This is a genomic window from Chryseobacterium luteum (assembly GCF_000737785.1).
GTDB classification, from domain to species: Bacteria; Bacteroidota; Bacteroidia; order Flavobacteriales; family Weeksellaceae; genus Chryseobacterium; species Chryseobacterium luteum.
Genome location: NZ_JPRO01000004.1, coordinates 164,612 through 186,194, shown reverse-complemented (window position 1 = coordinate 186,194; position 21,583 = coordinate 164,612). Strand labels below are relative to the sequence as shown.

16 protein-coding genes and 14 tRNA genes are annotated in these 21,583 nt (G+C 36.6%); 28 read left to right on the top strand and 2 right to left on the bottom strand.

Features of this window, described 5'->3' with window-relative positions:
• Window positions 1-11 precede the first annotated feature (11 nt).
• Window positions 12-81 (bottom strand) — tRNA-Ile (locus tag IX38_RS07655).
• A gap of 759 nt (window positions 82-840) precedes the next feature.
• On the opposite strand from IX38_RS07655, the gene IX38_RS07650 reads away from it, so the two are divergent.
• The 8 genes from IX38_RS07650 (at window position 841) to IX38_RS22910 (ending at window position 2,145) form a co-directional block, all read left to right on the top strand.
• Window positions 841-914: transfer RNA gene (locus IX38_RS07650), tRNA-His, on the top strand.
• A 100-nt stretch (window positions 915-1,014) separates the two neighbouring features.
• Window positions 1,015-1,088, top strand: a tRNA-Lys gene (locus tag IX38_RS07645).
• A 5-nt stretch (window positions 1,089-1,093) separates the two neighbouring features.
• Window positions 1,094-1,167, top strand: a tRNA-Arg gene (locus IX38_RS07640).
• 8 nt (window positions 1,168-1,175) lie between these two features.
• A tRNA-Asp gene (locus IX38_RS22925) sits at window positions 1,176-1,247 on the top strand.
• A gap of 68 nt (window positions 1,248-1,315) precedes the next feature.
• Window positions 1,316-1,387: transfer RNA gene (locus IX38_RS22920), tRNA-Pro, on the top strand.
• A 96-nt stretch (window positions 1,388-1,483) separates the two neighbouring features.
• Window positions 1,484-1,555 (top strand) — tRNA-Asn (locus IX38_RS07635).
• A 233-nt stretch (window positions 1,556-1,788) separates the two neighbouring features.
• Window positions 1,789-1,870, top strand: a tRNA-Cys gene (locus IX38_RS22915).
• A gap of 191 nt (window positions 1,871-2,061) precedes the next feature.
• Window positions 2,062-2,145: transfer RNA gene (locus tag IX38_RS22910), tRNA-Tyr, on the top strand.
• Here IX38_RS22910 and IX38_RS23340 read toward each other — a convergent pair.
• Entirely contained in the window at window positions 2,111-2,236 is a 126-nt protein-coding gene (locus IX38_RS23340; RefSeq protein WP_262483438.1) for a hypothetical protein, read from the bottom strand. The genes IX38_RS22910 and IX38_RS23340 overlap by 35 nt on opposite strands.
• Between IX38_RS23340 and IX38_RS07630 the strand changes: the two genes are divergently transcribed.
• From IX38_RS07630 to IX38_RS07530, 20 genes are all read left to right on the top strand, one after another.
• Window positions 2,230-2,301: transfer RNA gene (locus tag IX38_RS07630), tRNA-Glu, on the top strand. The genes IX38_RS23340 and IX38_RS07630 overlap by 7 nt on opposite strands.
• Window positions 2,302-2,472: 171 nt before the next feature.
• A tRNA-Leu gene (locus IX38_RS07625) sits at window positions 2,473-2,546 on the top strand.
• Window positions 2,547-2,628: 82 nt separating this feature from the next.
• Window positions 2,629-2,701: transfer RNA gene (locus tag IX38_RS07620), tRNA-Phe, on the top strand.
• Between the two features lie 7 nt (window positions 2,702-2,708).
• A tRNA-Gln gene (locus IX38_RS07615) sits at window positions 2,709-2,781 on the top strand.
• A gap of 9 nt (window positions 2,782-2,790) precedes the next feature.
• Window positions 2,791-2,861: transfer RNA gene (locus IX38_RS07610), tRNA-Trp, on the top strand.
• A 109-nt stretch (window positions 2,862-2,970) separates the two neighbouring features.
• The gene (locus tag IX38_RS07605) at window positions 2,971-3,456 is read left to right on the top strand and encodes a ribonuclease H-like YkuK family protein (RefSeq protein ID WP_034703497.1); all 486 of its coding nucleotides are present in this window, start codon (window positions 2,971-2,973) and stop codon (window positions 3,454-3,456) included.
• Between the two features lie 100 nt (window positions 3,457-3,556).
• Window positions 3,557-4,369, top strand: coding sequence for an ATP-grasp domain-containing protein (locus IX38_RS07600; RefSeq protein WP_034703495.1), 813 nt, complete (start codon window positions 3,557-3,559; stop codon window positions 4,367-4,369).
• A gap of 23 nt (window positions 4,370-4,392) precedes the next feature.
• Complete coding sequence (locus IX38_RS07595) at window positions 4,393-5,169, top strand: ATP-grasp domain-containing protein (protein ID WP_034703493.1); 777 nt, start codon at window positions 4,393-4,395, stop codon at window positions 5,167-5,169.
• A gap of 11 nt (window positions 5,170-5,180) precedes the next feature.
• Window positions 5,181-5,552: a cyclic-phosphate processing receiver domain-containing protein gene (locus tag IX38_RS07590; RefSeq protein ID WP_034703491.1), complete on the top strand. Its 372-nt coding sequence runs from the start codon at window positions 5,181-5,183 to the stop codon at window positions 5,550-5,552.
• Between the two features lie 194 nt (window positions 5,553-5,746).
• Window positions 5,747-6,271, top strand: a complete 525-nt coding sequence (locus tag IX38_RS07585; RefSeq protein ID WP_165570714.1) for a DinB family protein — start codon at window positions 5,747-5,749, stop codon at window positions 6,269-6,271.
• A 4-nt stretch (window positions 6,272-6,275) separates the two neighbouring features.
• Window positions 6,276-7,292 (top strand): RNA ligase, Rnl2 family, encoded by a 1,017-nt coding sequence (locus IX38_RS07580; protein WP_165570713.1) that lies wholly within the window; start codon window positions 6,276-6,278, stop codon window positions 7,290-7,292.
• Between the two features lie 48 nt (window positions 7,293-7,340).
• A complete protein-coding gene (locus IX38_RS07575) occupies window positions 7,341-8,285 on the top strand; it encodes an MBL fold metallo-hydrolase (RefSeq protein WP_034703486.1) in 945 nt (314 codons plus the stop codon).
• 102 nt (window positions 8,286-8,387) lie between these two features.
• Window positions 8,388-8,954, top strand: a complete 567-nt coding sequence (locus tag IX38_RS07570; protein ID WP_034703485.1) for a metallophosphoesterase family protein — start codon at window positions 8,388-8,390, stop codon at window positions 8,952-8,954.
• 166 nt (window positions 8,955-9,120) lie between these two features.
• Window positions 9,121-9,666, top strand: a complete 546-nt coding sequence (locus IX38_RS07565; protein WP_034703484.1) for a 3'-5' exonuclease — start codon at window positions 9,121-9,123, stop codon at window positions 9,664-9,666.
• A 96-nt stretch (window positions 9,667-9,762) separates the two neighbouring features.
• Window positions 9,763-10,314 (top strand): 3'-5' exonuclease, encoded by a 552-nt coding sequence (locus IX38_RS07560; RefSeq protein ID WP_034703483.1) that lies wholly within the window; start codon window positions 9,763-9,765, stop codon window positions 10,312-10,314.
• 59 nt (window positions 10,315-10,373) lie between these two features.
• Window positions 10,374-11,402 (top strand): DNA topoisomerase IV subunit B family protein, encoded by a 1,029-nt coding sequence (locus IX38_RS07555; protein ID WP_034703481.1) that lies wholly within the window; start codon window positions 10,374-10,376, stop codon window positions 11,400-11,402.
• A 934-nt stretch (window positions 11,403-12,336) separates the two neighbouring features.
• Window positions 12,337-13,848, top strand: a complete 1,512-nt coding sequence (locus IX38_RS07545) for a slipin family protein (RefSeq protein WP_228377921.1) — start codon at window positions 12,337-12,339, stop codon at window positions 13,846-13,848.
• A gap of 167 nt (window positions 13,849-14,015) precedes the next feature.
• Window positions 14,016-16,274 (top strand): hypothetical protein, encoded by a 2,259-nt coding sequence (locus tag IX38_RS07540; RefSeq protein WP_034703477.1) that lies wholly within the window; start codon window positions 14,016-14,018, stop codon window positions 16,272-16,274.
• Between the two features lie 85 nt (window positions 16,275-16,359).
• The gene (locus IX38_RS07535) at window positions 16,360-18,906 is read left to right on the top strand and encodes a DUF6493 family protein (RefSeq protein ID WP_034703475.1); all 2,547 of its coding nucleotides are present in this window, start codon (window positions 16,360-16,362) and stop codon (window positions 18,904-18,906) included.
• Window positions 18,887-21,583 carry a DUF6493 family protein gene (locus IX38_RS07530; RefSeq protein WP_034703474.1) on the top strand — a complete coding sequence of 899 codons (2,697 nt, stop codon included), beginning with the start codon at window positions 18,887-18,889 and terminating at the stop codon, window positions 21,581-21,583. Before IX38_RS07535 ends, IX38_RS07530 begins: the two co-directional genes overlap by 20 nt.

The following is a 21,583-nucleotide window of genomic DNA, read 5'->3' as shown; positions in this document are numbered from 1 at the left end:
ATACAATTTTGTGGGGGAGAAGGGTTCGAACCTTCATTTTCACGTTATCAGTGTAGTGTTTTTCCAGTTAAACTATCCCCCTGATCAGTGAACAAAAGTATTATTTTCATGACTGAAAAACAATTTTTCCTATCTTTGCGCCAGAAAATTATGACACTACAAAGAGCACATATCAATGTAAATCTATGCGATAGCCCTTCAATAAAAGGATTATTCGGATACGAATGGATGATATGGAATGAGGCGAAATGTGCTTGCTTTGAAAATTATTTACAATAAACCCGTAAGAATTTAAACAAAATACCACAGAAACGCCTCGAGATATCGGGGCGTTTCTTGTGTTTTAGGCCATAAATTATTTAGAATGAAAAAAAATAACCATAAAATCAAAATTTTTTTAATTAACAATGTCAATTTAATACGATAAATAAGAGTGATAAGTAACCCGATGAGAGACAGTCATTTAGGTATTTAAGAGATCCGCAGGATATTGCGGACAGTTATTTCTTATGCTGAAAATATAATTTAACTTATTGATTATCAAATATTTAAACTAAAAATAAATTTGCAGGTTTAAAAATTTCACCCTTACTTTGCAACCGAAAATTGAAAGCAACAGGTTTTCAGGATTTCAAAACTTTTTAAATAACAGGAATATAATGAAACAATTACATAACATATCTAATCAGTATTCAGGACTACACAGACAGGAGCCGAAAGGATGTACATGGATGCTGGATAGTGAATTTATAGATAAAAGGTGCTTATATACGTAGGTCTCAGTGATCTGACACGTCAAAATATATACAGCACCTCCCGAAAAGAGGTGCTTTTTTTATGGTTTCTTTAGCTTATTTGGTAAAGCGCCGGTCTGTGGAACCGGAGAACAGGGTTCGATCCCCGAAGATACCCCAATGAATTATAAATGATGAATCTTGTTAAATGTGAAAAGTCAATGGTGAATTATGAGTTTAAAATTGACAGGCAAAGCAAATTGACCATTCACATTAAAAAAATCTCATAGCTCAATGGGTCAGAGCACCGGTCTTTTAAACCGGGGGTTGAAAGTTCAAATCTTTCTGGGATTACAAACGGTCTCGTAACTCAATTGGATAGAGTATCGGTTTTCTAAACCGTAGGTTATAGGTTCGAATCCTGTCGAGGTCACAAAAAAAGGTCTATTGAGGTAAAGGCTAACCTGCCCGACTGTCTCTTGGGTACTGCGGGTTCGATTCCCGCATAGACCGCAAGGTTCACGGAAAATTTTAGCTCCGGCTGTCTCCCGGAAAAGAAATTGGACACTGAACCTGAAAAACTGGAAAGATAACGGTGGTTGTTTACCCGTCTTGGACGCGGGAGGTCGCAAGTTCGAATCTTGCTTTCCAGACTAAAAAAGTGAATGGTCAATTGTGAATTTTGCTTCGCAAGTGAATTTAAAAATTGACAGCAAGGCTAATTGACAATTGACTATTCACAAAAAAAAGATTTTGTAGCTCAATGGTAGAGCACCGGTCTGTTAAACCGGAAGTTGAAAGTTCGAGTCTTTCCAAAATCGCAGATAACTAAATGTTAATTGTTTCAAAGAGAAGAAAAAAGGTGTGTCAAGAGCAGAAGATCTTTACGCCAAATATGGAAAATACCGACAGCCTTTTTCTTTTTTAATGAGATGTTAGATATTAGAATTTAGATTTTAGAAAGATGGAAGTAGAAAGTTAGAAGTGGTAGAAATTTAACGGTAACAATCATTCATCATTGATCTTTTATCAATTATCATTTAAAATCACATCTGATGGTTCGCCGAAGTGGAAGAGTCGGGGCGGTCTGCAAAACCGTTGCATTAGCTGAGTGGGTTTGAATCCCATAACCATCTCAAATAACTAAAATGAGATTAGTTCCGGAGAAAAAGTAAAAGTTTGTCGAGCGCAGAAGTTCTTATATCAAACTAAAAATACAGACAGGCTTTGTTTTTCTTCAAAAAAGAAATTAGAAATTAGAAATTAGAAATTAGAAATTAGAAATTGCTCATTACTAATTGCTTATTACCTATTACTCATTATACTGGGAAGCACGCCGGAGCTGGAGAGCCGGGGCAGACTGTAAATCTGTTGCTTTATTGCTGAGTAGGTTCGAATCCTACTGCTTCCACAAAACCGCTGATAATGTAATGGCAGCATGCAGGAAAAGTACTCTTGTTGTTCAGGTTCGATTCCTGGTTAGTTGGTTTAAAACGCTCCATTCGTCTAACGGTTAGGACGCCTGCCTTTCGAGCAGATGATAAGGGTTCGATTCCCTTATGGAGTACATATGTGAATGGTCAGAAGTCAATTGTGAATTATGAATACCATGAAAGTTCAGATTGAGAAAAAAATTGATCCGTGATCATTCACAAATTTATAAATAATGAGTAATACGCAATGAGTAATTAATTGTGAATGGACAATAAGTCAATTTTTTAAATTAATAATAAAACCTGCAGAAATGGCGGAACTGGCAGACGCGCTTGATTTAGGATCAAGATATTGAGGGTTCGAATCCCTTTTTCTGTACAAAGCATAAATGATGATTGATGAATACCAATAGGGCTATTGTATGATTACTCATTACCAATTACTCATTACTTATAAACAGGGATCAGTGGTGTAGAAGGTCTGCACATTTGTCTGAAAAGCAAAAGGGAACCGTTCAATTCGGTTTTGATCCACAAAAAATGATTCATAGTGTAATGGTTTAGCACACAAGACTCTGACTCTTGTTGTTCAGGTTCGAGTCCTGATGAATCAGCAAAAAACTACTCTGATAGTGTAATGGCAGCATCTCAGTCTCCAAAACTGATGGTATCGGTTCGAGTCCGGTTCGGAGTGCAAAAAAGTGAATGGTCAATGATGAATTTTGCTACGCAAGTGAATTTTTAAAATTGACAATTCAAGATTCACAAATTAATATAAAACAGAATTTAAAACATGTAAAAAAATGGAAACGCAACAAGAAGTATGGCAGAATATGAAAGGAAATTTTTTCCTAAAACCTATCACACAGCTGGTAGAAGAAGCCATTATCCGCGAACAGGCTAACGGTCACCGCCTGAAAGTATGTGTGGGCTCAGATTCCCATGTTTACGGCGAAGCGATCAGCTATGCTACGGCAGTAGTATTTGTACGTGAGGGGAAAGGAGCGTTTACCTTTATCAGAAAAGAAAGAGAAATACAGAAGATCAGTATCAAAGAACGAATGCTGAATGAGGTCAACAGATCCGTAGAAATTGCTTACGCTATCTGTGCCGTTCTGGATGCTTATGGTGTAGAAATGGAGGTACACGCAGATATTAATACCGACCCTGATTTTAAGTCAAATACCGCATTGAAAGATGCTATGGGCTATATTCTGGGAATGGGCTATGTGTTTAAAGCAAAACCTTACGCATTCGCAAGCACCAATTGTGCTGATATGATGGTGTAATAAAGCTGGAAACAGGATGCCGGGAGCTGGAAGTTTTTTTAACAGTATGATATTTAACTTCCAGCATCAGGCTTTCCGTTTCCATTCAAAAAAATAAACTATGAAAACAATTTTAATCATTAACGGAGAAAAATACTGGAAAGATTATTTTGCTGGATTTAATGTCGTTCAAAAGAAAATTCAGACAGCAGAATTTATCGTAAAAGATTCTTCTCTGTATGTACATGATGCAGATGGAGTCTGCCAACCGAATGTAATTTTTTGGAGATTAGGAGCAGTAAATCCTGAAGCAAAACACAGGAATATTTTAGAATTAATTGAATATTCAGGAGTTCCTTGTGTGAATTCAGTTTCAACACTATTAATGGGTTACGAAAGATTATCAATGTTAAATGGATTGAAGAAACTGGGATTACCTGTTATTGATTTTAATGCAGCAACCAATTTAACCCAACTGAAAAATCTGGAAATGCAGTTTCCTTTTGTGGTTAAAGTTGGAAATCATCACGGTGGATATGGAAAAAGTCTGGTTTCAACCGATGAACAATGGGAAGAACTGAAAGATTTATTGTTTATCCATCAGGATTATGTGACAACAGAAAAATTTATTAATTATAAATATGACATTCGTTATCTGGCCATCAATGATAAGGTTTGGGCAATGAAAAGAAAAGGCAAATATTGGAAGGCCAATTCTTTAACCCAGGAATATCAAATCATTGAACCAGAAAAAGAATGGATAGAAAATGTAAAACTGCTACAGGAAAACATCAAAGCAGATATTGTTGCCATTGATGTCCTGGAAACAGAAAACGGAGAGAAAGTGATTTTAGAGTATAATGATATTCCCGGTCTTTCAGGGTTTCCTGAAGATGCAAAACTCGAATTGTCAAGTATTGTAAAAAGTAAATAAAAGAACCTTAAAAACTAATAACCATGTATTTTTTAGTTCAGGCTAACGTGTATTTAGATCTGGATCATTACAAAATTTTTGATGTGTTGGAAGAATTAAATATTGATTATCATGTAATTAATATTCCACCAACAGCAGAAAAAATAGACTTCAAAACAGAAAGAAAAGATGTTTTTGTGTATGGTTCAGTGACGATTGCAAGATTGGCAAAACAAAATTCAGATTGGTTTCCCGGTTCTTTTTATGGAGGCAATCATCTATATGAAGTGTATTCTAAATACTATGGTGAGAATCTCCTTAATCACAAAATTGCTGTTCACAAAATTTCAGAAGAATTAGTTTGGAAGAAAAATGAAATAAAATTCATTAAGCCTTATAATGAAGCGAAAATTTTTACAGGAAGAATTTTCACAGAGTTTGAATGGAAAGATTTCGTTTTTGAATCATTGGAAAATCAGTCTAATAGAATTACAAAAGATTCTATTAGACTGATTTCAGAAGCAAAACGAACTATTAAAGAAGCAAGGCTTTGGATTGTTGGCGGACAGATTATCGATGCAGGATATTATAAATTTAATGATAATGCGCCTTTCGAAGAAAAAGTTTCAGAAGACGGATTTGCTTTCACTAATGAAATGATTAAGCTTTTTAATCTTGAAGAAGCTTTTGTTATGGATATTTGTTTAACGGATGAAGGCTGGAAAATCGTTGAAATAAATTGTATCAACAGTTCCGGATTTTATCCAAATACCAATGTGAAAAGTATTATCAAAGCATTGAATATTTACTTTTCCAATTAAAAAATAAAACAATGGAACTCACCAAAAGATTATTATTTCTGGATGATATAAGATATCCTATTGAGGCTTATCATTATACAAAACAGGATATTTTCCTCAGAAAAGAATGGCATATTGTTCGCAATTACGAGCAGTTTGTCAACAGAATTATGGAAAAAGGACTTCCGGAAATGATTTCTTTTGACCATGACCTGGCAGATGTCCATTATCTGAAGCCCAATGCTGACGAATACACTGAAAAAACAGGCTACGATTGTGCCAAATGGCTGATAGAATATTGTATGGATAACTATTTGGACGTACCAAAATTCTATTGTCATTCCATGAATCCGGTGGGAAAGAAGAATATTCTAAGCCTATTAGAAAATTTTAAACAATTATAATCAATATTTTCAGATCAGCGCAAAAAGATTGCGTAATTACTTTTTTACTTTGCACAATCATAATATCAAAGATGATGGAAAGCAAGAAGCTGAAGATGATTGATCTAAAGGCTGGTAAATATTCTAAGCCTTTTGGTAAACTATAAAAAATTGTGATGGATATTTTTAGATTAATTCAAGATATAAAAACGCATTTGAAACTCAGTTTTGATGAGGTCGACAGATGGTTTGAAAAAGATAAAGAAACGTTGAACTTTCAGCCTTCAAATGGAGGCTGGACGGTTCAGCAGATTTTGGAACATATTTATCTTACCAACTTTTATTTGCTCATTCTCATTGAAAAAGGTTCAAAAAAAGCAATGCGGAATTATCTTGAACTTGATCTGAATTCCGAAATAAAAAATTACAGTTTCGATAATAAAAAATTTGAGAAAGTAGGGAAGCACGGAGCTTTTGAATGGATAAGACCGGAACATATGGAGCCGAAAGGAGAATTAAGACTGAATGAAATCAGGAATTTAATTGCCAGGCAGTATCATCAGTGTTTAGATTATTTAGACCTGATGAAAAACGGCGAAGGTCTCCTTTGTAAGACGACCATGACAGTGAATGGACTGGGTAAAATTAATGTATATGAATACATTTATTTTCTTTCTCTTCACGCTCAGAGACACCTTACTCAAATGAAGAAAAATGAATCAGAAACTATTAAAAACTAAAAAAATGATTTTCAAAACATATAACTCTATAGAAAATGCTTACCAAACCCGCGTGATCGATCAGATCAGGTTGCAGGGTTTTGGGGATGAGGTTTTCATCGTGCAGGAAAAGGTTCACGGTGCTAATTTCTCTTTCTTGACCGACGGAAAGGAAATTAAAATCGCGAAGAGAACCGCCTTCATTGAAAAGGATGAAAAATTCTACAACGCACACCAGATTTTAGAACGTTACAGAAAAAATGTAATTGATTTGTTCGAAAAAGTGAAAACCATTCATCCGGAATTAGAAACGGTAGTGATCTACGGTGAACTGTTCGGAGGTGGCTACAAACATAAAGAAGTAGAACCTGTAAAAGATGCTATTAAAGTACAAAAAGGCATTGAATACGCACCTTATAACGAATTTTATGGATTCGATATTAAGTTGAACGGAACTACTTATTTAGATACAGATTTGGTGAGTCAGATTTTTGAGGAAACCGGATTTTTCTATGCTAAAATTATATTCCAGGGCAGCTTGGAAGACGCTTTGAGATTCCCGAATGTATTTGACTCTAAAATTCCGGGCTGGTTGGGCCTACCCGAAATGGAGAACAATATGTGCGAAGGAACGATTGTCAAAACTTTGAAAACCAGATATTTTGGAAACGGCGCCAGGGTTATTCTTAAAAACAAGAATGATAAGTGGGTTGAAAGATCTAAAATGGTGAAAAAAGACCGTAAAGAAACTCAGAAACCAGTCGATTTTTCAGAAAATGCTCAGAATATCTGGGAAGAAATTCAGAGGTACATTACAGTCAACAGATTGCATAACGTGGTGAGCAAAGTTGGAGAATTTGAACCCAAAATGATAGGTAAGATCATAGGTCTTTTTGCTCAGGATATTTTGGAAGATTTTGGAAAAGATTTCCCGGATGCTTTCACTTCAGTGGAAAAAGACGAACAGAAAAGAATCAACAAAAAGTTGAATACTTTAGTGATTGATTTTATAAAAGAAGAGTTGATGACTCTTAAAGTTTAGTTTCGGTATATTTTTACCGGAACTTTTTTATGTTTAAAAACTAATACAATGATACAGGCAGAAATAAAAAGTCTTTTAAGAGAAGACATCAGTATATTAATAAAAATATCCAATTCCGGAAAACATTATTTGTGTGATTGTGGTGAAGCAAGCTTACTGACGGTAAAAGAAATACAGTCGGTTTCAGCGATATTCATCAGTCATACCCATATTGATCACTTTTCAAATTTTGACGGAATTTTCAGACATCAGATCGGAAGCGGAGAAAAAATCGTGATCTGCGGACCGAAAAATATCCATCACCAGATTGAAGCAAGATTAAAATCTTACACCTGGAACCTGATCGATGAAAATGCCATTGAATATGAAATTCGCGAGATAGTTTCAAAAGAAGAAATTAATATATATAAAATTCATCCTCCGCACTGGAATCTTGAATTTGTAAAAACTCAGAATTTCCTTTTTGAAGATGAATATGTGAATGTTGATTTCGCAATTCTCGATCACAAAACAGATTCTGTGGCTTATTTATTTAAAGAAAAAGATACCATCACTTTTAATGAAAACGCTTCCGGCTTCAGAAAAGGAAAATGGATCAGTGAGCTGAAAACGGCCTTTGAAAATAATGATGAGGATCAGGAAATTGAGATTGAAGGAACAGCCTGCAAAGCAGCCGATCTGTTTTATTTACTGACAAGAAATCTCGGTTACAGGCTTGGTGTAATCATGGATCACGCGGTGGATGAAGAAAACTATAAAAAGGTAAAAGCTGTTTTCAACGAGGCAGACCTGGTGTATATCGAGAGCTTTTATAAAGATTCAGATCAGGAATTCGCTAAGCTTAATTATCACAGTTTTGCGTCTGCATCAGGAAAGATCATGAAGGATTGTCAGGTAAAAGAAACCGTTCCCATTCACTTTTCGAGAAGATATACGGAAAGTGACATTATTGAAATTGAAACTGTTTTTTATCAGGCATTTCGCGAAAATTAATTAAAAATTGAAACTACAAATAAGGACAATCATCTGTGAAAATATGTGCAATCGGTGGTTAAAAAATTGTGGTGAAAATTAAACAAACCAATTATTAAAAAAATGAAACCTAATATATTTTTTACAGCGGACCATCATTTCGGTCACGCCAATATTATAAAATTTTCAGAGCGGCCGTTCGGGTCCCTGGATCAAATGAATGAAGAGCTGATCAAAAGATGGAACGAAAAGGTAACAATCAATGATACCGTCTACCATCTTGGCGATATCAGTTTAGGAAAACCGGATTTCACTAAGGAAATTCTTGACAGATTGAACGGTAAAATCCATTTGATCAGAGGAAACCACGAGGGTGCAGCACTCACGTATCCCAAACGATTTGATTCGATAAAAGAGTATCACGAATTAAGAATTGATGAGCCCGAAAATGCCAATGGCAAACAGAAGATCATTCTCCTGCATTACGCCATGCGCAGCTGGAACGGCTCGCACAGGGGAGTTTGGCAGCTCTACGGCCATTCACACGGAACTTTGCCCGACGACGAGATGGCTTTAAGCTTCGATGTAGGAGTAGATTGCCACGATTTCTACCCGATTTCTTACGAAGAAGTCAAAGAAATTATGAAACGGAAAAAATGGACACCACCGTTTGGTAAAAGAGAGGAATAGAGAATGAGTAATGAGTAATGAGTAATGAGTAATGAGTAATGAGTAATGAGTAATGAGTAATGAGTAATGAGTAATGAGTGGCGGCTATTGTAATACCACCGGACCTCATACTTTTTACAATGTACATTTTACATTGTACTCCAATACTTTATACATTAAAAAAACAATGAACACAACAAACGAAATACTAATCATCGACTTAGAAGCTACCTGTTGGGAAAATGACAGAATTCCAATTGGCGAGAAAGTCGATATTATAGAAATAGGGATATGCAAGCTGGATTTGAAATCAAAAGCCATTTCCCAAAAACAGAGCATTTATGTTATTCCGGAAAGATCAGAAATCAATGAATTCTGTACGAAACTAACCGGAATCACACCGCAGCTTATTGAAGAAAAAGGAATCTATTTCGAAGAAGCCTGCGAAAAAATTTTAGATGAATATGATTCGTCAGCGCTTACCTGGGCTGGTTTCGGAAACTTCGACCGCGAGCAGATTTTTGAGCAGTGCGACTGGCTCGGGATAGAAATTCCTTTTGGCGGACAATATCTGAACGTGATGGAAGAGTTCAGAGAACATTTCAGCCTCCATAAAATGACAGGCCTAAAAAGAGCTCTTGAGTACCTGAAAATGGATTTTGAGGGAAACCATCACAGCGGAGCAGACGATGCTTATAATGCCGCCAAAATTTTACGGAAAATTTTAGAGTAAGAACGAAATATGAAGAAGGAAACAGGAAGTAAATAACGTCCATTATTAACTTCCATACTCCAGTTCCCACCTTCTCAAACATTAAATTTTAAACAAATGAAAACAACAGAAAATATATTAATTATAGACCTGGAAGCCACCTGCTGGGACGACAGACCGCCCAGAGGCCAGGAAAGCGAGATCATCGAGATCGGTGTGTGCATTATGAATGCAGCAACGGGTAAGATCTCAAAAAATGAAGGCATTTTAGTGAAACCGCAATACTCAAAGGTGAGTCCTTTCTGTACGGAGCTGACCTCCATCACTCAGAACATGCTGGATGAAGAAGGCATCATGCTCGAAGATGCGTTGGATATACTGAGGGCAGAATACGGTTCTGAAGACCTAACCTGGGCAAGCTACGGCAATTATGATCTGAATATGTTGCAGAACCAGGCCAGAAGATTCAATTTGGATTATCCGTTGAGCGATGACCATATCAATGTAAAAACATTGTTCGGGCAGCTGCATCCTACGGTAAGAAAAAGTGTAGGCATGAGCAGAGCTTTAGGCGAACTGAATCTTAAGCTGGAAGGTACGCACCACAGAGGCGTGGATGATGCGAAGAATATTGCGAAGATCTTGCATTGGTGCCTTCAAAAGGCATAATTAGAAGTGAATAATTTGGCTTTAAAATCGTATATTTAAGTTTATTTCGAATTTAAATTATGATTGAAAAACTTAATATTTTAGAGCATATCAGAAAACGTCCGGTAATGTATATCGGTGCTTTAAATCACTACGGTTATCAGGAATTGCTAAGTTATTTGATTGAAGATTTTATAAAATCTGGTATCTATGAGATAACTTTTTTACTCAAAAAGAAGAATCAATTAGTAATAGAAGGTTCTGGTACCAAAACTTTTCTCCCTTTTTTAGATGCTTTGAAACATCTTCATGATTATAAAAACGAAAAATTTTATTTATCACTGGCAGGAATTGTTGCTTTATCTAAATATACAAGGATTGAAATTAATGGTGTACATGCTTTTAGATCTGAAAAAGGAAATCCTGAATTTTTAGAAGATGTTCAGAATACTGACTTCAATAGAATAAAAATTGAATTGATACCAGATAAAGAAATTTTTCAAGATGTAATTTTAAATTATGATTTACTCAATAATTTATTGAGACGATTTTCATTTTTAAACAATCAATTAAAAATTAAAAGCATCGATCAGTCCAAAACTGAAAAACAAATTAATATTTTCCATTATCCAAAAGGTTTGTCCGAAATAATTGATTACGAATTGGAGAAAAGTTTTTCTTACTATTCATCAGTTTTTAAACTGAACTTTGAGAAAAAGACGGAGTTTTCCTATTCATTGGCACTGGCATTTGTAAGTAGCTATTGGGTAAAACCTAAATTAAAAATATATGCGAACTATAAAGAAACAGTCTTAGGAGGCTCATTACTAGATGGAATTTTTCAAGGTCTTAAGAAATTTTTAAGTGAAGAATCTTCAAAAAGAAGCCTGAAATTAAGTATTAGAACCGTAAAACTTCAACAACATCTTTGTCTTTATGCTTCAGTAAGAGGTGAATTAACTTTCTTAGGTTCAACAAGATGGAAGTTGGGAACTCCAAAAGTTCAAACTGAAATTAAAGAATTTGTTTATCAGGAATTGAAATTATATTTCACAGATAAAGAGTCTCAGGTTTCCGGAATTTTGGATATTTTACAGGAGGACATATAAGAGGGATCTCTTTTTTAAGGAAGTTTCTATTATAAACTTTATCAGACAACGCAGAGGCGGTTTCATATTTTGAAACTGTCTTTTTTTTATTTTTTATCAAATTTTATTTTCTACGCAGAATGATTGCGCAATACAGTTTTTACTTTGCATTATCAAAATGAAACAACACTGAAATTTTGAAAAACAGGTTTCAGTTACAATATCAGGCAAGTCAGGTTGTGTGTTTCTGTATAACACCATTGCAGAAGAATTTGTTGAAAAACATTGTTTTCGTTCTGTTCAGCTTGGCCCGAAGGTTTGAGGAGTTAACCAAAAAACTTCTACCATTAACTATTGTACGAAGGTTCGACTCCTTCTGTTTCCTTAAGGGAAATATAACTCAGTCAGGTTAGAGTAAATAGTTTTTTTGCGAAGGTTCGACTCCTTCTCTCAATTAGATTGAGATAGCTCAGTTGGTTAGAGCACTACACTTCACATGTAGTTAAAGATAGACTGAAAATCTATTTTTTACAAAGTTTTCAATGTTTTTCTTTAAAAACATCTTGATAGAGAAAATCTGAGTTTTTTCAGTTGTTGAATCAGCATTTTTGAAAAAGCCAGTGAGAAAGATTTTTTCTGAAAGTGAAATTCAGTTGATGAATACTCCAATTGAACGGAATTTTCTGATAAGGACGGTTTTCCGCGTGAGCGATGGTAACGGATATCCTTTTTTGTAAGCAAAAAAGATAGCAGTGAACGTAGCGACCCGGGTTGCTGCTTTCAGCGGTGGCCAGGGACACGCCCAAGATCTTACGGATTGGAAAAATAAGTTTAAGAACGGTTTTCTGAAATGACCGGAGCTTTTTGAAACTCCTTTGCTTCCGCCATTTTTTGGAAGAAAGAAACTCGGTTTTCTCTTTTTAATTAAAATAATAACACTTAAAAATAAAATAAAATGATAAAAAATGTACATATTAAAGCTTATCAAGTGGGTTTGGTTTTCAAAAACCGGAACTTAATTGAAGTTCTGAAAGAAGGTAATCATTATGTCTTTGGAAATAAATCGGTAACAGTCTATGAGATGAAATCCCGGTTTGAAGCTGGTGAAGATTTACCGATTCTGTTGAAAAATGAAACCCTGAAAAACCTTTTGGAAACGGTAGAGGTGAAAGACGGAGAAATCATTTTAGTTCATGAAAACGGAACTTTTAAAGATGTTTTGACCGTTGGACAATATGCATTCTGGAAGGGAATGGTCAACAGAGAATTTCAGAAAATAGACTTAACAAAGATTGAGATCCCGGAAGAAATTTCTAAAACAATTCTGGAAAATATAAAGGTGAAAAGCTTTGTAAGAAAGTTTCTTGTGCAACATCACTATAAAGGATTATTGTTAATTGACGGAAAACTGACTCAGGTATTGGAAAGCGGTATTTACTCCTTCTGGAACAATGATATTTCAGTTGAGGTTAAGGTAATCGATCCCAACTATGAAATAAGATCCCAGTTTGGAACGCATGAAAATGTAGCTGCTTTATTAAAAAACGAAATCCTGAGAAACCTTTTGAAAATCATAGAGGTAAAAGATGGCGAAATCATTTTAATGTATGAAAACGGTACTTTAAAAGATGTTCTGAACGTAGGACAATATGCATTCTGGAATGATATTACAGAAAGAGTCTTCCAAAAAGTAGATTTGACGAAAGTTGAAATCACCGAGGATATCCCGAATACCATCCTGGAAAATACAACGCTGAGACATTATGTAAGAAAATTTATTGTACCGAATCAATATAAAGGACTATTGATCATTGACGGTAAACTGGTGAACACTCTGGAAGCCGGAACCTACAGCTTTTGGAATAATGGAATTTCCATCGACGTTAATACGGTTGATACGCGAATGCAGCAAATGGAAATTGCAGGTCAGGAGCTTTTGACTAAGGATAAAGCGATGCTAAGGATCAATTTTTATGTGAGTTTTCAGGTACAGAGTATCGAGAAAGCATTGATGGAAAATAAAGAATATGATAAGCAATTATATATTCTGATGCAGCTGGCATTGCGTGAGTTTGTAGGAGCTTTAACATTGGATGAACTGTTGCTGAAAAAAGATTCGGTTGGAAAAGAAATTCTTGAAAATCTGGGTGAAAAAGCCGGTGATTTAGGAATCAGAGCTTTTGATGCGGGTATCCGTGATGTGATCTTAACGGGTGAAATGAAGGAAATCATGAACCAGGTTTTAATCGCTGAGAAAAAAGCTCAGGCCAACGGCATCATGCGCCGTGAAGAAACGGCTTCCACAAGAAGTTTGCTGAACACCGCAAAACTGATGGAAGAAAATGAAGTTTTATGGAAGCTGAAAGAAATGGAGTATATGGAAAAAATCGCAGAAAAGATTGGTGATATTACCGTTTCAGGAAACAGCAACATCGTTTCCCAGCTGAAAGAAATCTTCACAAAATAAAAACTAATAACCGTTACTATATGGGTGGGCTTGTGTAAAAACGGTCTGCCCTTTTTAAATCCTAATGATGAAAAGAAGAAAAAAGATAGAAATACACCTAAAGAAAAAAGATAAATCCATATTTTTAGCACAGGCTGAGGATAAGGATTTTATTATTTTGAAAGATCATGGAAAGAAGAATAGTATACACAAAGAGAGATAGAACGGTACTTGAAGAAAACAGTCTTCATGAGCAAAAAGCATACTTAAAGCATACCTATATTGGTGACGTTTTGAAAAAGACCGAACAGTTCTATTTTCAGAAGATCAACTCTGTTAAGATTTATTTTACCCATGAAGAAATCTCTGATGAAGATATTCTGATGGAGTATGCAGTGGTTGGCAAAGTAAAAATAATAAGAACCAAAAATCATCGGGAAGGTAAATTCGTCCACGAGAAAACGTACAGCAGTTTTGAGCTTTCCATAGAATGTTTTTCCGTTTATGACCAGTGGGATAGGGTTGTGGCCTCATATAGCATTCATCATACAGACGATGAAGTCTACCTGAAGAAATATTTTTATCTGAACAACGGAGATTCAATGGAATTTAAATATTTCGACGACGGAAGACCCTATTTAAAAAGGAAAGAGATTCTGCAGTCTCTTATGGATGCATCCGGGATCAGCACTGCTGAAACATCATGGAATCATTATCTTCAGTTTTTCCCGTTTCCTTTTTCAGATGAAGCCTTAGAGCAGGAAACCGTCCGTTATTTTTCCACATATTATGAAGACCTGGAGATAACGCTTAGAGAAGCTTTCTTTAAACGGAATTTTGATAAAAAAGTATACAAAGATCAGAAGCTTATCCGTATTGAACATTATGAAAATCTGCAGCGGATCAAAAAGACCTGCATCATATATGAGGATACCGTCTTTGAACCGAAAGAGGAAGACTTCTCCCTGGAAGTTGAAGTACAGTATTTAAGAGAAGAAAGAGATGGTTTTACCAAATGGGAAGCTGATTTTTACCATGAAAATATACTGTGCGAAAAGAAAATACGGGTAACTGATGTACTGGAAAAAGAAATCTTTTCACAATACATTGACGTCACTACCGGAAAAACGGTTGGCCTTGAAAAAGATGCCTATTATTATGATTCGGGATATTCAAACCTCGAAGGTTTCAGTTATAACGAAGACGGGCAACTGGACCCGACTTGTAGGATCGTATATGACGATTGGGATAATGAATCGTATACCGTCGAAGAAATGCATGAGAACGGATTTTTTAACTCCGGATACGGGAAATATTTCCTGTCCGCATTTCCCGCGATTCCTGAAGTGTCAGATCCTGTAAAAACCTATAAGATCGTTTATAAAAATCATCTGGATGAAGTTATTTCTAAAAAAGATACCCAATCACTTTACGAATATTCCGGGGAAATCTATCAAAACAGCAAGCTCGTTAAGCGAAAAAGGTACAAAGCCTATTCAAAAGAAGATTTTAGAAAAAGAAAATATTCCATAACCAATGCATCCTATCATGATGATATTAAAGAAACTTCTGATCTGGAAAATTTAAAAAACTATGATGAGGAAGTATACTATAACAAAAGAGTGATCAATAATTATATAGTTTATGATTTTTTCATCCGGAATGACTGGATCGTAAAAACAGCGGAATTATCCGGAACGGTGGTGTATGACAGGTATTACAGAGTTGTTTCCAGAGTTACATATAACCGTCTTTCGCAGAAACTAACAGAAGCTTTTAAAACAATCTACATGCAGGTTTCTCCTTTACTGGGACAGAATTTTGTCACCGTGAATTTTAACAGGGATGGAGAAGTGGAAAGCTATACGGACAACCGTTATGCGATCCCGCACACAGATTCCAAAGAAAAATTTGAAGCTAAAAACCCTGAAAAAAATCCGTTTTTTCTGAATTACTATAGAAGCTTGGACAGCTTGGTTCCGGAAAATCCTGCGTTCCCGTTCATGAATTTTACAAGCAGAAAATTAAAATTTGGAGATGAAATCGAGTCAGAAAGTGAAATGACAGTTATTACAGGGGATTCAGGAGTTACCATCGCTTCCAATAACTTTCACACCTATTATTTCTTAGGTAGAAACCAATCCTTGAGCGATTATCTGAAAGTATTTTCCGAAGGTTTTTTTAACATTTATTTCCATAATATAAAGAAAGACGAACAAAAAATAGAATCAGATTTTTTTGGATTCGGAATCAATGCCCGTTTTTCAATAGATCTCAGGGATAAAGAAATCAGCTGTCAGATTCACGGCCATCACGGAGATAATTTGAGCTTCAGAAAAACAACATCCAACTATAAAACGGATATCTACGGTTTTTTCAAAGAGGAAAGAAGAATTCCCTTTAACTTTTATTCAGAAATGCTTGCTGAACTGCTGCTGAAAGCATAATTTTTTGTTAAAAAAAGTCACTTTACGGGGATAATTCAGTGTCTGTCAGACATTTTTTATTATTTTAGTCCTCAAGACTGGAATTATGCTTATTGAAGATGAATTGAAGGCCATTTATTTAAACTATAAAATAAAGGAAGTTCTTCCCTTTCTTATCAAACTGACCCCGAAAGAAAAGAAAGAAGCTGGAGCCGTTTTAAAGAAATTCTTAGATAAAGACTGGGGTCACAACAGCATTTCTATGCTTACAGCTCTGGCCTGCAGCAATACTCAGGATCAGTATGAAAGCCTGGTACCGGGATACTACACAGTGCCGGTAGATCTTGTCGATCAATTATTTCAATTTTACACTCCCCAATGGTTGGGAAACAGCTATTCATTTTTAAGAAATATCAATTACCTCAAAGTTTTGGAATGGGAACACAAAGGTTATCTCATACTGAATGACGAAGTCTGTGCCGGTCTTCTTTCAGAATCGCCGGGTTCAGGATCTACCTCAGAAGAAATCCTTTTTACATACCCACAAACACTGGATTCCCATATTTGGATGCTGTTCCGGTACAATTCTGATATTACAACCCTTTACAACGGGAAAAACTGGAAAGATATCTTTAAAAGCCTGACCAGTGAAAATAAAATTGAACGTTTACGGATATTGCAGTCATGCCTGGATGCAGTAAGCCTTAACTTTTCAAAAGAACACAATATATGGTTTCTGGAAATGTTTTCTTACCTTGAACCAGGCAGTCACGAAATTCTGATGTTTCAGGACAGCCTGTTCTCAGTATTCCACGCTGCACAGCATTCGCTTTTCGTTCCGGTACTTAAAATTTTAAGCCCTGTTATTACAGAAACGGATTTCAAAACAGATGATTTTCTTAATGCAGTAACACCCTTAGCCGATCTCCGGGTTAAAAATATTTTAAATACACTGCTTCAGACCGTTGAGAAAATTTTGAAGAATGACCCAAAGCACAGCGAAAAAATCTGCCTTTTTTTACTGCCCGTTTTCCTGAATAATGATGCCGCATTACAAGTAAAGACAGCCAGGATCATTACGAAATACGGTGATCCGGACTCTCATGGAATTATGGAGCAATTAAAGTTCTACAAAGCATTTCTCCTTTCGGATACCGCAGTCTTGCTTGAAAAATTTCTCCCTGAAAACGGAAATAATGAAGAGCTTCCAACCGGTAGAAGTGAAGAGCCTGCTGTGTGGCACTTACCCCAACCCATTTCGGCTATTCAGACACTAAATGATTTTATATTTTTTGCACCCCGGGTTTTCACTAAAAATGATCCCAACGATTTTGATCTCTTTCTGGATGCCCTGATGAGGTTCAATACAGAGATTAATGCAGACCATATTGTACAGCTGGAACCGGCTTTTAAAGCCGCTCTTAAAGTAAAGGAAAGTACCGGAATGCATCACTTATACGCCACATTTTTTATTGAATATGGCCTGATGAAGCAGGAAAAAGGCTCTCCGGTACTCCATGAAGCAAAGAGACAATTTCCCGGGCTTCAGAACTGGCCGGAAAAACGGACCCCTTTGATTCTTAAGGCATATCATCAACTGCTTCTCGGGGCTTTTGAAATTTTAAGGCAGGGAAAAAACCTTCCGTTGCTTTCAGTTCCTGATCATACACCTTGCTGGGTCGATCTCCGGATGCTTGTGGATAAATTAAAAATATACATAGACCAGAAAACAGTTCCTGTTCCTTTCGATCTTCAGAGAGCATTGCTTCGCGTAAGAAAAAACAATCTGGAGGAATCAGAAAAATATGCCCGGAAACAGCTTCCCGGGGACTGTTTCAAATGGCTGGAACCCGTTTTTGATCCGGAATATTATAAAAACAGGTATGAAAGAGCTTATCTGGATGGCAGCTTCAGCAGGAAGCAGGGAACCAGAAAAGTTTATCAACGAAATGATGCAGAAGAAATTACGCAGCTTACAGTAACCATTGAAAATAAAGAAATCTCCCCGGAAGCATCCCTTCTGGATCATTTATTTAATTCATATCACGCAGCTTATGATCATGATCTGATCCGTATTTTATACACAGCACCCTGCTTTTCGGGGGCTGTTTTTGCAAAAAAATATAACGAAACACTGTCCAGTGCTGTATATCAATACGATATCAGAACCAATACCGGATTTTTGGATGCATGGATGAGCCTGGACCTCCCATTCCAGCCGGTACATTATCTATTCCTGTCCGCGGCTATGTTGAATAAGGATAAAACCTTCTCTGGTACGGCTTTTGAAGCAGTTATGTATAAAATAGTTTCGGTTGATTTTGATATCCCGTCACTAGGGATCATGATAGGTGAAAAGATCAGTTTAGGACTGGCTCCGGCTAAGCGGCTTACAGATGGGCTTGCCGGCTTCATTGGCCTGAGTCCCGGACACAACCGGGCATTTGAAAAACTAATGATATCCATTCTCACAGCAATAGATCATCCGGTTTTTAACCTTAAAAAAATACTGGAGATGTATTACGAACTGTTACACCTTAATCAGTCCGAAACTGATCATGCTGTAGCAGCAAAGTTAAAAGAATGGCAAAATGAAAATAACCTGAAAAAAATTATTATCAAATTAAAAACAAATGAAAGAAAGACTTTATGAGATTCTTAATAAGGAAAAAGCACATGAGATTATTCCGTTTCTGAAGCAGCTCACAACAGAAGAAAGAAAAGCGCTGGTTCCTACTATAAAAAAACTGCACAGGGAGATCAGTAAAATTGTAATGACGAAAAACTCCTACCATACTTCCGGTTCTGCAGATCAGCATTCTATTATTGATATAGCATCGTTTGTCTGCATGGATCAGAAACGGTACGGGAAAAACTACTGGAGCCTTTTCAGAGATAAAGAGCAGACCGGAAAAATACTTGAGTGGGGATGCCCGGCTTGGTTTTCGGATTTTATTAATGATTCCATAGATGCGGAATTCACGGCATTTAATTATCAGGACATCTTGGGATGGGCAGAAAAAGGCTATGTACAGCCCAGACCTGAACTCTTGGGATACCATTTAAGCCTTCATCCGTATGATCTGGAAAAATTCCCGGAAACGCTGGAAACCCATTTCTGGTATCTGTGCGAATTTCCTTCAAAATCACTGCCTTTTAAAAAAGAATGGCTTCCGCTGATCCGGAAGCTTATTGCTGAAAATAAAATTGAAAGAAAAAGATTTCTCAGAGAATGCCTTCTGGCAGCAAACAGGAACTTTAATAAAAACGTTACAGGATGGTTCATGGATGCATTCAATGTCCTGGCACCTTCTGACGAAGAATTGATCATGCTTCAGGATGAACTGATGTCAGGGCTGGCTTCCGTACAGTCGAAAGCAGTTAATACCATGCTTGACCATTTGAAGAAAATAGTTCAGGACCCGGCATTCAGAACGGGTGAATTTTCACATTTTCTCCCCAACTTGCTGAGTTCAGAAGTTAAAACAGTAGTGGCAGCCGGTCTGGCTGTTACAGAAAAAATTTTTCAGAAAAAGAAATCGGATACGGAAAACCTGGAAACCGCTCTGAGTGCAGCATTTGTAAGCAAAGACGAAAGCATACAGACCAAAGCATCAAAAATCATTATCAAATATATTCCTGTTTCAGAAAAGATGAAGCAGGCCTTGTCTCATTATGCGGATAACATATTAGCCAATGTAAGGCCTGTATTGGCACAATATATAGACAACAGGCAGTTGGAGCTGGATGCCGTTGATCCCGAAAAGTTAGAGCTCATCAATGAAGAATGCAGAGTTCAGGAATTGCATAGCTTTGAAGACCTGATGTTTCTGCTTCCCCAGGCCATAGAAAATCCCGGGACTTATTATTACGATCTCGCGCTGGCGGGGCTTGTACGGTTTGCAGATGAAGCTGATGCCGGATCTGTAAAACTTTTTGAGCCTGTGTTTCAAAAAGCCTGTAAAACCATTGCCAAATGGGAAGTAAACCATTTTAATGTATTACTGTGCAATCTGATCATTAATTACGGGCTTTTACTGTTGGAGAAATTTCCGTTTCAGCTTAAGAACCTGGAAAAAATATATAAGAAAACCCGTGAGGACGAAGCCACAAGAGAAGCTTATTCCACTTATCATAAAAAGCTGAAGTCTATTAAAGATATCTATGCCGGAGGGTTGGCGATGGAACCGTTTAAACATATAGCAGTCGGTGTTTTTAATAAAATAACATCAGGAGATAAAACCCCGTTGCTCTCTACAGTAACCCATGAGCCATGCTGGATAAGCCCTGAAGCATTGGTAGAAAGATTTGAAATTTACCAGAACAAAAATATAAAGCCTGATGATCTGGATGTACAGCTTGCCCTGCAGCATTGTTCGCTTGAAAAAACCTCAGAGGCATTACAGCTGGCCGGCAAGAAATTAAAAGGAGAATATAAAGAACTTCTGCTTTTCTTTTTTGATAAAAATGCAGTTCCGAAAGGGAAATTTGAACATCCTTCATGGTGGATGACAGCAGGAATTACACGCTCTCCTGAAATGACTTTTGAAGAATTCAAAGACTTCGGATATGAGGATATTCCTAAAGAATTCCTTACCGGAATACATGAATGGAAAACGATTGACAGCAAGAAGAATTCCTACTATCCCGTTGAGCTTAATATCCGTGTTCCGAAATATCACCTGAAAAAAAGACAGCATCAGCTTTTCTTAGAATACTTTATTGCAGAGCAGAAAAATTTCTCAGAAATTCCTTCATTTATCTGGAGTTTCCCGAATACACTTGGGAACGTTTTTGCCAGGATCATTAAAGACTGCCTGTTTTATTCGGGAATTGCAGAAGTTTACGAAAGAGGACTTGTTCTGAATACCGCTCAGGCGCTCCATCAGATGAAAAAACCTCTGGATGCTATGGGATATCTTTTTCTGGGAACCATTTTCCTGGACGGAGACAAAGTGATCCGCGGAACTGCTGCCGAGATCTGGTTGGAGCATGTCTCCCATAAAGTAATGGACAATGCCCGTCTTGGGCAGGTAATAGGGCTTCATGAAAAACTGGAATGGGCTCCTGTGAAGAGATTTACAGATCTTGTACAGCATCACATGCTCAATGTCAGCAAAGATCACAATCTGGCACTGGAACAGCTTTTCACCCACATTTTGCTGCAGATGGAAACGCCTGTTACCAATCTTAGAAAAATATTGGATATTTACCACGAGGTTTTGGCTTTAAACCAATCTGAAGCCGATAAAAACTTAAAAGAAAAACTGAATGCCTGGAAAGAAAATTCCAGCCTGAAAAAAATCTGCAATCTTCTTCTAAAAAAATAG